This window comes from Streptomyces roseolus, assembly GCF_014649855.1.
GTDB classification, from domain to species: domain Bacteria; phylum Actinomycetota; class Actinomycetes; order Streptomycetales; family Streptomycetaceae; genus Streptomyces; species Streptomyces roseolus.
This window is the reverse complement of the sequence record NZ_BMTV01000009.1, coordinates 218,033-232,490: the sequence shown is the minus strand read 5'-3', so window position 1 is coordinate 232,490 and position 14,458 is coordinate 218,033. Positions and strand designations below refer to the sequence as shown.

Annotated in this window: 9 protein-coding genes and 1 pseudogene; 5 read left to right on the top strand and 5 right to left on the bottom strand. The window is 73.8% G+C overall.

Going from position 1 to position 14,458, the window contains the following annotated elements; translation table 11 throughout:
* Nucleotides 1-7: 7 nt before the first annotated feature.
* The 4 genes from IE245_RS13510 to ligD all read right to left on the bottom strand — a co-directional run bounded on the left by IE245_RS13510 (nt 8) and on the right by ligD (nt 6,123).
* Nucleotides 8-1,300, bottom strand: a complete 1,293-nt coding sequence (locus IE245_RS13510; protein WP_229851259.1) for an ATP-binding protein — start codon at nt 1,298-1,300, stop codon at nt 8-10.
* Nucleotides 1,297-2,097, bottom strand: coding sequence for a hypothetical protein (locus IE245_RS13505; RefSeq protein WP_189947064.1), 801 nt, complete (start codon nt 2,095-2,097; stop codon nt 1,297-1,299). Before IE245_RS13505 ends, IE245_RS13510 begins: the two co-directional genes overlap by 4 nt.
* A gap of 169 nt (nt 2,098-2,266) precedes the next feature.
* Nucleotides 2,267-4,408 (bottom strand): HEAT repeat domain-containing protein, encoded by a 2,142-nt coding sequence (locus tag IE245_RS13500; protein ID WP_189947063.1) that lies wholly within the window; start codon nt 4,406-4,408, stop codon nt 2,267-2,269.
* A gap of 1,367 nt (nt 4,409-5,775) precedes the next feature.
* On the bottom strand, nt 5,776-6,123 hold the full coding sequence (gene ligD, locus IE245_RS13495; protein WP_373305319.1) for a non-homologous end-joining DNA ligase LigD: 348 nt from the start codon (nt 6,121-6,123) through the stop codon (nt 5,776-5,778).
* Here ligD and IE245_RS13490 point away from each other — a divergent pair.
* From IE245_RS13490 to IE245_RS13475, 4 genes and pseudogenes are all read left to right on the top strand, one after another.
* Nucleotides 6,107-6,909, top strand: a pseudogene (locus tag IE245_RS13490) (Ku protein); the annotation flags it as partial. The gene ligD and the pseudogene IE245_RS13490 overlap by 17 nt on opposite strands.
* Nucleotides 6,910-7,171: 262 nt before the next feature.
* Nucleotides 7,172-8,791: a M4 family metallopeptidase gene (locus IE245_RS13485; protein WP_189947060.1), complete on the top strand. Its 1,620-nt coding sequence runs from the start codon at nt 7,172-7,174 to the stop codon at nt 8,789-8,791.
* Between the two features lie 279 nt (nt 8,792-9,070).
* Nucleotides 9,071-9,475, top strand: coding sequence for a putative type II toxin-antitoxin system PemK/MazF family toxin (locus IE245_RS13480; RefSeq protein ID WP_189947059.1), 405 nt, complete (start codon nt 9,071-9,073; stop codon nt 9,473-9,475).
* A gap of 161 nt (nt 9,476-9,636) precedes the next feature.
* Nucleotides 9,637-9,789 (top strand): hypothetical protein, encoded by a 153-nt coding sequence (locus IE245_RS13475; protein ID WP_189947058.1) that lies wholly within the window; start codon nt 9,637-9,639, stop codon nt 9,787-9,789.
* A 642-nt stretch (nt 9,790-10,431) separates the two neighbouring features.
* Here IE245_RS13475 and IE245_RS13470 read toward each other — a convergent pair.
* Nucleotides 10,432-12,192: a DUF6119 family protein gene (locus IE245_RS13470; RefSeq protein ID WP_189947057.1), complete on the bottom strand. Its 1,761-nt coding sequence runs from the start codon at nt 12,190-12,192 to the stop codon at nt 10,432-10,434.
* A 70-nt stretch (nt 12,193-12,262) separates the two neighbouring features.
* On the opposite strand from IE245_RS13470, the gene IE245_RS13465 reads away from it, so the two are divergent.
* On the top strand, nt 12,263-14,419 hold the full coding sequence (locus tag IE245_RS13465; RefSeq protein ID WP_189947056.1) for an N-6 DNA methylase: 2,157 nt from the start codon (nt 12,263-12,265) through the stop codon (nt 14,417-14,419).
* Nucleotides 14,420-14,458: the final 39 nt, after the last annotated feature.

Below are 14,458 nucleotides of genomic sequence, written 5' to 3'. Positions count from 1 at the left end.
GGGTCGTTCACGGCTCCGGATCGTCGTCCGTCGTGAACCGTACGTACTCCGGCAGCCGGATCCGCGCCTCGGCGCCGCCGCCGTCCGGGACGTTGGCGAAGACCAGCTCCGCGCCGATCACCTCCGCCTGTCCGACCGCGATCGTCAGGCCCAGGCCGTGCCCCTTGCCACCGCTCTCGGTGCGGAAGCGCTGCGGGCCGGAGCTCAGGAGGTACTCCGGATAGCCGGGCCCGTGGTCCCGCACCGCCACCGTCGCCCCGTCCACGGTCACCACCACGGGCGGCCGGCCGTGCCGGTGGGCGTTGGCGACCAGATTGCCGAGCACCCGTTCGAGACGCCGCCGGTCCGTCTCCACCGTCGCGTCCCGCGCGATCCGCACCTCCGTCCCCGTGCCCGAGGCGCGCACCGCCCGCTCGACCAGCGGCCCGAGTTCGTGCACGGCCAGGTCGACCGTCTCGGTGCGGGCGTCGAGCCGGGAGATCTCCAGGAGGTCCTCGGTCAGCCCGCGCATCGCCCGCACCCGGTCCCGGACGAGCTCCGCCGGCCGGCCCTCCGGCAGCAGTTCGGCGGCGGCCGACAGGCCCGTCAGCGGGGTGCGCAGCTCATGGGCCACGTCCGCGGTGAACCGCTGCTCGCTCTGGAGCTTGCCCTGGAGCGAGGAGGCCATCGTGTCGAGGGCCCCGGAGACCGCCGCCACCTCGTCCTGCGGGTGCCGGGGGTCCTTCGTCCGCGGGTCGTCCACGCGCGCGTCCAGGTCGCCGGCGGTGATCCGGCGGGCCACCTGCGCGGTGGCGTGGAGCCGCCGGGTGACCCGGGTGACGGCGGCGACGCCGACGGCCAGGGTCGCCGCGATGGCCAGGACGGAGGAGCCGACGATCGACCGGTCGAGCGCGTCGATCGTCCCCGCGCCCACGCTGTGGTCGACGCGGACGGCGAGCGCGTGCCCGTCCGCCGGGCCCGCCGCCCACATCGTCGGCCGGCCCTCGTGGTCGGCGATCACCGTGCCGCGCTCGCCCCGCGCGGTCAGCCGCCGCAGCGGCTCCGGGAGGCCGGCCGGGTCGAGCCCGGCGAACGGCGGCAGCGGCTCGCCCGCCTCGTACGACCGGGTGACCTCGACCAGCCGCGACAGCGCCTTCTCCCGCGCGTCCCGCACGGTCTGCCCCGTCACGGAGACGTGCACCAGGGTGCCGAGCAGGGCGGCGAGCGCGCAGCACATCACGGCGATGAAGACCGCGGCCTTCCAGGTGAGCGTCGCGGTCCAGGCGGGCGCGCGGGGCCGGCGCGCACGGCGCGGCGTCACGACGCGGACTCCGAGCCGGGGGAGGCCGCGCGGGACGGGACGGGGGAGGCCGCGCGGGGTGAGCCCGGGGCGGTGCGGGGCGAGTCCGGAGTGGCACGGGGCGTACGGGGCGTACGGGGCGGGTCCGAAGCGCCGCCCCCGCGGACCGGCACGATCTCGTCCCGGGCCGGCAGCATGCTGTGCTGCCGCTCGTCCCACGACCAGGCGGTGCGGTACTCGTATCCGGGGATCCCCGCGGACGCGGCCCGCACGATCAGGTCGCGCCCGGCCAGCTCCACGCTGACCACCTGGTCGACGGTGGACATGACCCGGGTGAGCCCGCCGTCCTCGGCGAGGTACACCCGCACGGCGACCTGTTGCTCCGGCATCCGGATCCCGACGATCAGCTCGTCCCGGCCGTTCCCCGTGAGGTCCCGGTAGTACGGCGAGAGCACCGGGCACTCCGCCGGCGCGGTGTCGCAGGCGAGCACCGCCCGCGAGGTCTCCTCGTACAGCCCGTCCGCCCCGCTGTACGTGTCGGGGTGCGCCGCCACCTCGGCCCGCACCACCGCGACCGGATCCACGGCCCGCACGTCGGCGCCCCGCACGGTGATCCCCGGCACGCGCTCGGTGTCGGTCTCGCCGTAGTCGGCGGGCGGGTCCGAGGCGGGCGGAAGCCCGGGCCAGAGCCGTACGGGCCCCACCGCCGCCTCCGTCGGCCCGTCGCTCACGAGCCCGCCCTGCCCGGCGCACCCGGCGAGCACCGGAAGGGCGGCCAGCGCGAGGGAGGCGGCGAGCGGGACGGCACGGGGTCTCACGCTGCTCCTCGAAGGGCGACCGTTATTGCATGGAACGATAAGGCTTGCTCATTGATCGTTCGATTGTCGCTCTTGTCCGCCCTCGTTGCTCTTGTTCGCCTTCGTCGTCCTTGTCGTCCTTGCCGTTCGGGAGCGTCGACGAGTCCGCCGGTCCCGTCCGCCGGTCCCTCTAGTTCCCCCGGAGCCCCCGCGGCTCCATCCGGGCCAGGGCCGCCCGGCAGAGGGTCAGGAGCTTCTCGTCGTGGTGGACGTCGTGGCTGCCGGAGGCACCCTCGCGGGCGTTGTGCCGACGGCGGCGGGTCAGCTCGGTGAGGATCGGCAGCCGCGCCGCCGACGCGGCCCGGCCCATCTCGGCGAAGCACTCCACGATCTCCACGCGCGCGTGCCGGTTCTCCTCCCAGGCCGCGAGCAACACCGGAAGGGTCCGCTCCGTCTCCCCGGACACCCGCCACAGCGCCGCCGCGCACCGCACCCGCTCCCACAGGTCCCGGGACGTCAGACCCGGCCGCAGCGCCCGTGCCGCCCCGGCCGCCGCCGGGCCGATCGCGCCCAGCGCCTGGGCCGCCGCACACCGGTCCGTCCCCGAAGAGCCGGGCCGCAGCCACCGCACCAGGACCGGCACCACCGCCCCCGCGTCGCCCTCGACCGCCCACAGGGCGCGCGCCGCCGCAGCCGAGACCGCCGCCGACCCCGAGCCGAGCAGGTCCCGCAGCTCCGGTACGGCCTCCCGGGCCGCGGGCCCGAACGCGCCGAGGGTCCGCGCCGCCGCCTCCCGCACGCAGTCCCCCCGGTACTCCGGCGCCCCGCGCAGCACCCGCAGCACCTCCGGCAGCGCCTGGCCGCCGCGCACCGCGGCCAGCGCGTGCAGCAGCGGTGCGGTCCGGTCGTACAGGTCCTCGTCCAGTTCCACCGCCGCAAGGCGTCGCCGGAGCAGCGGCGCGAGACCCACCGCGGCCGGGCCGAGCCCGCCGACCGTGTACAACAGCTCGCGCCGCACCTCGCCCGGCCCTTCGAGCGCCCGCGCGAGCAGCGGAACCGCCCGGCTGTCACCGGACCGCGCGAGGGCGAGCAGCGCGCCGTCCCGCCCGGTCCGGCCCGTCAGCCGCCCGAGCCCGCCGGGGGCGCCCGGCGCCCCGGCGGCCCGTGCCGTGAGGACGGCCGCGAGCGCGTCGGCGGCCGGGGCGCCCAGCTCGAAGAGGCGCTCCAGGAAGGAGGTGGCGGCGTCCCGCAGCCGGGCGTCCGGATCGGCGAGCTGCGCGCCGACGAGCGCCACGACCTCCTCGTACCGCCCGCGCCAGAGCCGTATCAGCCCCCCGCACAGCCAGATCGCGTCCGACCGCTGCCCCGGGTCGGGGCTGCGCAACTGTGCCAGGATCAGTGCGATCCGGTCGTCCACCCGGTCGTCGAGCGCGCCGTGCAGGGTGCGCAGCAACTCCTCCGTCCACGGCGTCCGCCGTCCCGCCACCTGGTCCTCCAGCAGCTCGCGCACGTGGCCCACCAGCGTCACCGGCGTCCGCGCGGCCCCCGCCTCGCAGCCCTTGTCCTCGGGCTCAGGGCGCGGCGCCGTCCGGATCTCCTCCAGGAGCTCGGTCACCCACCGCACGATGTCCTGCGGGATCCGCCCCGGCGCGCAGCGCGCGAGCTGGGCGAGGGCCGCGAGCCGCAGCCCCGGGTCCTGCGCCGCCCGCGCCAGCCAGGCCAGCCAGTCCACGGTCTCCGCGCGCAGCGAGGCGTGCCGCAGCGCGATCCGCCCCACCGCCGCGACCAGGGCGAGCCGCACCTCCGTGTCCGGCTCCGCGGTGAGCCGCTCCCGCAGCAGGGTCAGGACGAGCGCCGGGTCCGGGTGCAGCGACGCCAGCGCCACGGGCGCGGCCAGCCGCGCCTCGGGATCGGGGCCGTCGAGCAGTCCGAGGAAGACGTCGGCGCCGGCGGCGACGGCGGCGGCCGCCATCGCGAAGTTCGCCGCCGGGACGAACTCGGCGTCGTCCGGCCCCGGTCCGGCCGGTCCGTCGAGGTCGTCGTCCTCGTCGTCCAGCTCGATCCCGCCGATGCTGGTGAGCAGTTCGACGATGGCGCCGCGGTCCTGCACGGCGGGGTCGGCGACGAGTTCCAGGAGGAAGGGGATGCAGGCGAGGGTGGAGTCGTACACGTCGCCCTGGTGGTGGACCGCGCCGTACATGCCGTCGAGGGCCGCCTCGCGCTCGGCGGGGTCGGGCGAGGCGAGACCGCGCAGCAGCTCCGGCACGTCGTCCGCCGGGCCGTAGGCGTGCCCCAACGACGCCCAGTCGACCTCCTCGATCCCCGTCAGCATGGCCAGGCCGCCTTCCCCGTGAGCGCTTACCAGGGAGCAAGTGTGCACCAAGGGAAGGACATCGACGCCGAACAGACGTCACGCACCGTGCCGAGGGCCGACGTTGCGCTCGGTTTGCGCCATGTACGCGCTGTGGCCCGGCCGTTGCGCACCGTACGCGCGCGGTCCGGGGGCGACGGACGGTACACGCGCGGGGAGGGTGACGACAGCCTGTACGCGCGCGTGGGGCGGTCGACGGCGGCCGGTACGCACAGGGGGGGGCGAGGCGCCGCCGACCGGTGCCTGTGCCGGGCGAGGCCACGCCGACCGGTACGCGCGCGTGCGGCGAGCTGGCGCAAAGCAGAGCCCTCGTGTCACATCCCCGAGTCGCACCCCCCGTGCCCTCCGGGCCACGCCCGCGCTCCCGTGTGTCACCCCCTGCCACCCCCTCCGTGTCGCACTCCCTCCCTCCGGAACCGTACGAACGCCGGCGCCCCGTGCCGCCCCGCGACCTGCCGCAGCCCCACCGTCGCCGGACGGGTGATCCGCAGCACCGGCCCGTGCTCGGGATCCGTGGCCGTGACCAGGCCGCCGCCCCTCGCGGCGATCGCGGCGGCGACGTCCCGGACCTGCGCCGGGGCGAACCGGGGCGAGCCGGGGCGTGGTCGTCAGGGTCCGCCCGCCCGCGGGCCGCACCAACAGCGCCCGGGGCCGGTCGGCCGGCCCGACGAGCCCGATCAGCTCCGCGTCCACCGTCTCCGCGCGCCGGACCTTCCGCCAGGGCCAGGCGGCGCCGGAGCGGTACGCCGAGTCCAGACGCTCGGCGACGTTCCCCTCCACGCACGCCCGCCGCAGAGCGCGGAACCGGCCCCGCGCGGTCTCCTCGTCCTCGGCGGCCGGCACCCGCTGGAGCGGCGGGCCCGTCTCGCCCGGCGGTCGCGCAGGGCAGCGCCCGGACGTCCCGGCCGGGCACGGCGAGCAGGTCGGTGAAGCCGATCCGCCCCTCGCGGTACGCACACAGCTCGCCGTCCAGCGCGATCCCGGGCGGCAGCCGTCCGGCCGGCACCGCGGCGCGTCCGGGAACTCGGGGGAGAGGTCGCGTCGGGACCGCGACCGGAGCACCACCCGCCCGCCCTCCGGGACGAAGGCGAGCGCCCGGAACCCGTCGGGCTCGAGGGAGTACCGGAGCTCCCGCGGTGCCGGCGCCTGCGCGGGAACGGCGCCTGAGCGGGAACGGCGTCGGCGGACCGCGGCCGCGTGACGTCCACGGGCGGCACGAGCACGCCCCCGCCACCGGCCGCCGTCCTGCCACCGCGATCGGCGATCCCGCGCCCGCCTCCTCTCCCTCTCCCTCTCCCTCTCCCTCCCCCTCTCCCCCTCTCCCGCCCTCACTTCCGCTGCGGCCCACGGCCCCCTCCCGCCCGTCCCGCGCCGAAGAGGGGTCCGAGCAGCTCCCCGTACCGCTCCAGACGTGGCGCGATGTCGCCCCTCACGAAGACGAGGCCGGCGGGGGCGGCGCAGGCCTCGACCTCCTCCCAGGTGACCGGCGCGGAGACGGTGGGCCGCGCGCGGGCGCGGCGGGCGCAGGGGGCGGCGGCGTTCTGGCTGGGGTCGACGAGGACCTTCCCGGCGCGCAGGCCCCTCGTCATCCGGTGCGTGACGGGCCGCGGCAGCTCCGCCTCCGCCTCGACGGCGAGCCGCTTCACGTAGGTGGGGACGGACTCGGACGGGACCATGATCCCGGTCACCGCCGAGGGCCCGGCCGCACTGCCGTTGCCCACGGCCAAGGCGATCGAGAGCGTCGCCTTCGTCCCGGCGGGCGACATCGACCCGCTCCAGATGGACGCCGCGTACCGCCTCCCGCCAATGGCGTGCCGGCCGCCAAGCCGTGCACCCCCCTGCGCGAGGCGCTGAAGTGCAGCGACAGGGTGGCGGCGGCGAAGTTCGCCCTGTGGGGCCGCGAACGCCTGGGCGTGCTCGGGGTGGTGGACGACGTGATCGCCATGCACGGGCTGCTCCGGCCCGACGAGATCCGCGCACCCGAAGGCGTCGCCCCCGCCTCGCCGGTGACGGGCCGCGACGCCGAACTCGACCTGCCGGACGGCTTGATGGCCGCCCTCGGCGAGGTCGGCATCGGCAGCCTCCACGACGACTGCCGCGAGGCGGTCGAGGAGCTGGTCACGGTGAGGGAGGCGGGCGGTGAGGGCGTGGCGCCTCCGGAGCCGGACGAGGGGGACGGCGGCGGGCAGGTCATCGACCTGATGGCGGCCCTGGAGAAGAGCGTTCGCAAGGCGAAGGAGGGCCGGGGCGAGCCGGCGGAGGTCACGGACATGAAGGGCCGCCCGGCGAAGGGGACGACGGCCGAGGAGGTGCCGGCGAAGAAGACGACGACGGCGAAGGAGACGGCGAAGGCGAAGGCGAAGGAGACGACGACGGCGAACAAGACGACGACGGCGAACAAGACGACGACGGCGAAGAAGGCCCCGACCAGGAGGACCACACCGGAGGAGAAGACCGCCTGACACCACGTCACCGAGCGTCCCGACAAGGCCTGCGAAGGCCCGCCAAGGTCTGCGAAGGGCCGCCGAAAGGCCTTCGGGTCACCCGTGAAGGGCCTCCGAGCGGCCCGACCGAACGGGCCCCCTCTCCTCCGAGGGGGCCGCTCCGCATGCCGCATAGCGGACACCCCTCGTCGCCCTTCGGACAACAGATGGTCAAATTCTTGTTGCATACCTGTCAAAAACCCGTTCCGGCTGGCACGCTCCCCTCCGCGTCACCCCCCACATGACCCCCACGCGTTTCAGCGAAGGAGCCCGCGTGATCCGCCAGCAGTCCTCGCACCGCCGGACCGCCGTCCGCACCGCCGCCCTCGTCGCCACGGCCGCCATGGTCGTCGTCGGCGTCCAGACCGGCACGGCCGGAGCCACGGTGGTCAACGAGACCGGCACCGAGGCCGCAGCCACCGCCGTCGTTCTCGGCGCCCCGCAGCGCGCGGCCGCGATCCGCCAGGCCCAGGCCTCGGCCACCGAGACGGCGAAGGCGATCGGCCTCTCCGCCCGGGAGGCACTGGTCGCCCGCGATGTAGTCAAGGACGCGGACGGCACCGTCCACACCCGCTACGAGCGGACCTACGAAGGCCTCCCGGTCCTCGGCGGCGACCTCGTCGTCCACCACAGGAAGAACGGCACCCGCACCACCACCAAGGCGACGAAGGCGCGCATCGCGGTCCCGACCACGACCACGGCCACGGCCCCGTCCGCGGACGAGGCCCGCGAGGGCGCCCGCAAGGTGATCTGGGCGGCCGACGGCAAGCCGGTCCTCGCCTGGGAGACCGTCGAGAAGGGCCTCCAGCACGACGGCACGCCGAGCGAGCGCCACGTCGTCACGGACGCCGCCACCGGCAAGGAGCTCCACTCCTACGAGGCGATCGAGACGGGCGTCGGCAACACCCAGTACAGCGGCCAGGTCACCCTCGGCACCGCCGCCGGCTTCACCCTCACGGACACCGCCCGCGGCGGCCACAAGACGTACGACCTCAAGGGCGCCACCAGCGGCACCGGCACCCTCTTCACCAACTCCACCGACACCTGGGGCAACGGCCTCGCGAGCAACCGCGAGACCGCCGCCGCCGACGCCCACTACGGCGCGGCCGTCACCTGGGACTTCTACAAGAACGAGCTCGGCCGCAACGGCATCCGCGGCGACGGCGTCGCCGCCTACTCCCGCGTCCACTACGGCAACGCGTACGCCAACGCCTTCTGGTCCGACTCCTGCTTCTGCATGACGTACGGCGACGGCGCCGGCAACGCCAAGCCGCTGACCTCGCTCGACGTCGCCGGCCACGAGATGACCCACGGCCTCACGGCCTCCACCGCGAACCTCCGCTACAGCAAGGAGTCCGGCGGCCTCAACGAGGCCACCTCCGACATCCTCGGCACCTCGGTCGAGTTCTACGCGAACAACGCGTCCGACGCGGGCGACTACCTCATCGGCGAGAAGATCGACATCCGCGGCAACGGCACCCCGCTCCGCCACATGGACAAGCCCAGCAAGGACGGCAACTCCGCCGACTACTGGTCCAGCAGCCTCGGCCGCCTCGACGTCCACTACTCCTCGGGCCCGGCCAACCACTTCTTCTACCTCCTGGCCGAAGGCAGCGGCACCAAGACGATCAACGGAGTGACCTACGACTCCCCGACCCACGACAACTCCACCCTCACCGGCATAGGCCGCGAGAAGGCCTACCGGATCTGGTACAAGGCCCTCACCGCCTACATGACCTCCACCACCACCTACGCCGGCGCCCGCACCGCCACCCTCTCCGCGGCAACGGACCTCTACGGCGCGACCTCCCCCGAGTACACCGCGGTCGACGCCGCCTGGAAGGCCGTCAACGTCAAGTAGCCGCCCCCGCCCGCCCGGCGCCCCGGCGCCGGGCGGCCCGACGGCCGGCGTGGACCAGCTGGACGGCGACCCGGGCGTTCTCGATCCTGCCCGCGGTGCCGGTGTCCTGCCGCCGGACTCCAACGGGGTCGATGCCTTTCTTCAGGGCCTACCCTGTGACCTGCGGCCATCGCATGATCGTTCGTCTCCACACGCCGATGACCAGCGGGGGCCGCACCCGTCTCCACACCGCGTCAGGTCGCGCAGCGTCCGCCTGCCGCCCTGTGTACCGGAGGACTTGTGCAGCGTGGCGAAGTCTGGTGGGTCCAGTTCGACGAGCGGAGGTTGGTCGTACTGCTGTCGGGAGACGACGCGTCCGGGTTCCAGGTGATGCAGGTCGTCCCTCCGGCGGGCTTCGACATCGGCGGTCTGGGCATCGAAGTGACGGTCGGCGCCGATGAAGGGCTGCCGCTCGAAGGCGTGCTGCGGCTCGCGTTCCCGCGCCCGGGCCTCACCCCGTGCACGTGGCTGACCACCGTGTCCCGGGACGACCTGATGGAGCGGGCGGCCATCCTGCCCTCCAGGAAGCTCAGCGAGATCGACGACGCCCTCCGACTCGCCGAACGAGCACAGGAGCCGGCCCCGGCGACGACCGCGAAGCTCAGCGAGATGAGGGACGCCCTCCGTCGCGGTGAACTCGGGTAGACGGAGAAGGAGCCGACGCCCGCGACGGCATGGGCGCTCCCGGACGAGACGACCCACGCCGGACACCTGCCGCCTCGATGCCCCTCACCATCGAGATCACGATCCACGGCCGAAGTACCGGAGGCAGGTGCAGGGCCCTGTTCCCGCGTACCGACTACTCGGTGTCCAGCCGAATCCCTGATCCGTCCCGCCCGGAGCTCCTGGTGATCGACGCGCCCTCGATCACCGAATCGAACGCGCCTGCCGGGCTCGCCGTCGACCGCTTCGCCGGCGCGGAAAGCTTCGATCGGCAGATCGATCCGGCTGCCCCCTGATCACCGGGGGACCACATGAGGCCCAGGCCGCGACCCCTGTCATACGGCCGCCCACCCCGGCACGCGCCCGCACATACGACAAGACCCCGCTCTCAGTGTTTCCGCTGATCACGGGGTCTGTGTGGCACTTCTGCGAAGTGTCCCCGGCAGGATTCGAACCTGCGCACACGGCTCCGGAGGCCGTCGGTGTTTCTGGCGTTTTTAGCAGGTCAGAGGCTTTGCTGATGTGTCGTCAGGCGCCTTGTCCCGCGCATGTCCCGCGAAAATGAAATGTCCTACTTTGTTGTCATTCTGTGTTGGGGTCAGTCGTGTTGGGGTCAGGCCGCGCGGCCTGGTGGGCGGCCGCGACACGCGGACGCCCATGACGGTCAGTGGCTCGCCCTCGCCGACCAGTCCGCCTCATCTGCTGGCCGCCCCGCTCGCCGGCCAGGCCGGGCAACGTGGTCTATGAACGGTGGACTGGTCCGCTCGGGCAGGGTGAAGCGGCCATTCAGGACGATGCTGTCACCCAGTTGCTCGGCAAGGGGCCAGCGTGGCACCGTCTCATGCCGGGACGGATGTAAGGGCGAACAGCGGTGCTGCCGACGCCCCCGGCCTGCGAAGGCGGCGCGCGATGCGACAGCGCGGGTGACACGGTGCGGCTCAGCAGTCGGCGTTCGGTGACGGAATGCCGACTACTGCCACGTCGATGCCCTGCGCGCGCAGCGCCCGGGCTGCCTGCAGCAGGGACACCTGGGCGAAGGTGAACAGGTTCTTCGTGGTCAAGGCTTTGTCGCCCTTGAGTGAGATGGCGTATACGACCTTCCTCGGAGTGAAGTCCTCGCCGACCGGGTGCCCGGGGCGGCGTTCCCGGGCGCGGCGGACGAATTCGGCGCGTGCCTCCGCGTCGTAGCGCAGGGCGTCGGCGGAGATCCTGCCCTGGGCGAAGAGGTGGCTGAGAGGCGCTGAGGAGGCTGCTCTCTTGACATGGATCAGGGTCCCGTCCTCGGCGAGCAGATCCGCGGCCTCGAAACCGTGCGGATGCTGGGGCGTCCGGATCAGCCGACGGTCCAGGCAGACGTAACCCTGCTTCGCTGCCTCCTGGTTGTACTCCTCCTCCGTCGCGAGGCCGGCGGTCCAGGCCGGCAGCGGGCAGTCGGCCGGGGTGGTGAGCAGGGTGTCGACCTCTCTCCGGATGCCCTCCAGATGCTGGTCTCCGATCTCGAACCAGCGTCCCTCGTGGTGGAAATAGCGGCTGGAGTCGAGCGGTATCTCGGCTGTGATCCACTTGTGGGCCTTCACCTGGGCGCTCACCGGATCGGTGCCCTCCTCGTCCCGGTGCATCTGTACGTAGCCGGCGGACAGGGCTTCCAGGCGCCTGCCGGGCGGGATGCCGTCGAGGAGGGCCAGCATGTCGTCGAGCGTCGGGGAAGCCATGAGTCGGCGGACGGGCCCGACCTTCACCTGGTAGGAAAGTGCGGCGTCCTCCTGGTCGAGGCAGGCCGCGGGGACGGCCAGAGCGAGCGATCCGGTGTCCGCCGAGGCGCCCAGCAGATCGTCGAGGCGGGCCTCCAGGACGCTGCGCCGCGGGTCTCCGCTCTTGAGCGGCCGAACGCGAGCGATCGCCTCGAATTCGGGTGCCGGAGACCGGCGGGCGAGGATCGCCCGGATCTGTGTGAGGTCGTGAAGCAGGTTCTCGGGCTCCGCACCGAGATGGATCTTCAGGGCGTCCGTACCGGCGACCTGGGCCGTTCGCCGACTGCGCTTGCCGATCGTGAGCTCCGTCGAGCTCAGGGTGCCGACCAGTCGGCTGACCACTTCGCCGTACTCCTCGATGGGGAACGCGCGGATGTGCTGCCCCTGGGCGGCCGAGCTCCGGTCCGTGCGTCCTCTGGCGTCCATCAGGCTGTGTGTGACCTGGCGGATGGCGTCGGGCTGCGCGGCGCGCAAGACGAAGTCGAACCCGAAGCCGGGGGAGATCCTGCTCTGATCCAGCAGGAGGTGCCCCATGCCGAAGGTGAGGGCGAAGACGTCGTCGGCTACGGGGAGGAGCAGCACGCATGCCGACGTGCGGTTCTCCACAGGCGGCTTGCGCCTGGTGAGGACGTGCACCGCCGATGCCCAGTCGGGCGGCCGGTGGCGGCCGATCACCCCGTGACACAAGAGCGCGGGAGTGTCTGCGGTGGTCACGTCCTCGATGGTGAAGGAGTGATCAAGCTCGTACTTGCCGTTGAGCGCGGCGCGCAGGTCGGCGGAAGACGCGCCTGTGTTCCGGAGCAGGTAGAGGGTGCTGCGCCGGGTCTTGAGGGGGGTGGCAGGGCTGTGGGTGCGGGTCGGGTCGAGTGGCACGGTGACTTCCGGGGTCGCGGGTGAAAGGCCAGTGATAGCTGCGCTCAGTAGATGATCCCGTGAAAGCGCTGTCAAACATTAATCTCCGTTTGACCTCTGGTGTACTGTGTGAGCTGTTCGCCCTGAGGAGAGGTGTCGGCAGGCCATGCCAGAGACAACAGCCCATGTGACAGCCGCGGAGATCTCGCGCATCGCCGGTGTCACCCGGGCCACCGTCAGCAACTGGCGCCGACGCCACGCCGACTTCCCTGCTCCGTCCGGTGGCACCGAGACGAGCCCGCTCTACGACCTCGGGGCGGTACGGGAATGGCTCGGCGCGCGCGGGCACTCGCAGGCCGCCGACCCCCGGGAGGAACTGCGCACGGCGGTCCGCTTCCACGCGCCCGACCCGGACAGGACGACCAGCCGCATCGGCTTCGTCCTCGCTCTCGCCCGCCGCTGCCCGGACGAGACGGTGGCGTCGGCTGACCTCACGGACGCCGAGCTCGCCGATCGCGCTGCGGAAGAGGCGGCCGGGCTCCTGGCCTCACTCCCCGGTCCGACGCCCCCGAGTCCCGTTTTCTCCGCCGCGGACGGCCCCGTCCTGCGCGCGCTCCTTCGCTGCGTACGCGAGGAAGGCGGTCAGGCCGCGCTGACGGTGCTGGCCGAAAGGGAACTGGAGGACAGCGCCGCGACCGGCGTCCACGGAACCCCCGAACCCCTGGCGCGCCTGGTCGCAGCCCTGCTCCCCGCCGGGGTCGAGCGCGTGCTTGATCCGGCCTGCGGCAGCGGCGCGCTGCTGGCGGCCGCCGCCGAGTGCGGTGCCGCCACCCTCCTCGGACAGGACTCCGTGCCCGTACAGGCCCAGCGCACCGCCGTCGGGCTGGCCCTCGCCGCCCCAGGTGCCGAGGTCACCGTACGCGTCGGAGACAGCCTGCGGGCTGACTGCTTCGACGGCCTGACGGCGGACGCGGTGGTGTGCAACCCGCCGTACGGAGACCGCGAGTGGGGCCACGACGAGCTCGCCTACGACCCGCGCTGGGCGTACGGCGTACCCGGCCGGTCCGAGTCCGAGCTCGCCTGGGTGCAGCACTGCCTCGCCCACCTCGCTCCGGGCAGCTGGGCTGTGCTGATCCTGCCTCCGGCCACCGCCTCCCGCCCCGCCGGGCGCCGCGTCAGGGCCGAGCTGGTACGCAGTGGTGCCGTGCGGGCCGTGCTCGCCCTCCCGGCCGGGGCGGCGGCGCCGCTCCACGTGGGCCTGCAGCTGTGGGTACTCCAGCGGCCCGAGCCGGGCGGCCCGGAGCGCAAGGCGGTGCTGTTCGTCGACACGGCCGGTACGCCCTCGTCGAGTACGGGGGGACAGGTGACGGGCGCACCGCGTACGGGCTCCTCCCGTGCCCCCGTCGACTGGGTCGGCCTGACCGCCCGGACCCTCGCCCACTGGCACGCCTTCACCGCCGACCCGGATCGGTTCACGGCCGAGCCCGGCACCGCACGTGCGGTGCCGGTCGTCGACCTCCTCGACGACCTCGTCGACCTCACCCCGGCCCGCCAGGTCCGCATCTCGCGCACGGATGTCGACCCCTCCGAGCTGTTCACCCGTACGGAGACAGGCCGCCGCGAGCTGACAGAGACTGCCCGCCGCCTCCTCGACGCGGCGGACCTCGCCGGCCGGTCCGAACCCAGCGGCTCGCCCCGGGAATGGCGCACGGCCACCACCTCCGACCTCACCAGGGGCGGGGCGCTGACCCTGCTCCGTACAGTGGCGGACACCAAGGGACCGGAGCCGGACGGCGCCTCCTCCGTGCCGGGGGCACCGGTGCTCACCGGGGCCGACATCGCGCGCGGTACGGGCCCGACCGGCGACCCGGCGGAGCTCCGCTCCCTGGCACCCGCCCCGGTGATCGCCGCGGGTGACGTCCTCGTACGGGCGATCGCGGGCGGCACCGGGCCGATGGCCCGCGTGGCCGACGAGATGGACGCGGGTGCGCTCCTCGGCCCCCAGGTCCACCTCCTGCGCCCCGACCCGGCCCGCCTGGACTCCTGGTTCCTCGCCGGCTTCATCGGCTCGGCGGAGAACATCGCGGGTGCCTCCACCGGCAGCACCGTCCTCCACGTCGCTCCGGGCCGGCTGCGGGTCCCGCTGCTGCCCCTGGACGAACAGCGTCGCTACGGGGAGGCGTTCCGGCACGTCCACGAACTACGCGCGCGGGCACGCCGGGCGGCGCGGCTCGCGGAGGAGACGGCGGCTCTGCTGACGGACGGCCTCACGGGCGGCGCGCTCCTGCCGTCCGGGACCCCGGCGGATGCCGACCCGGCCTGAACCCGACTCGTACGCACTCCCATCGACCACACTTGTCCG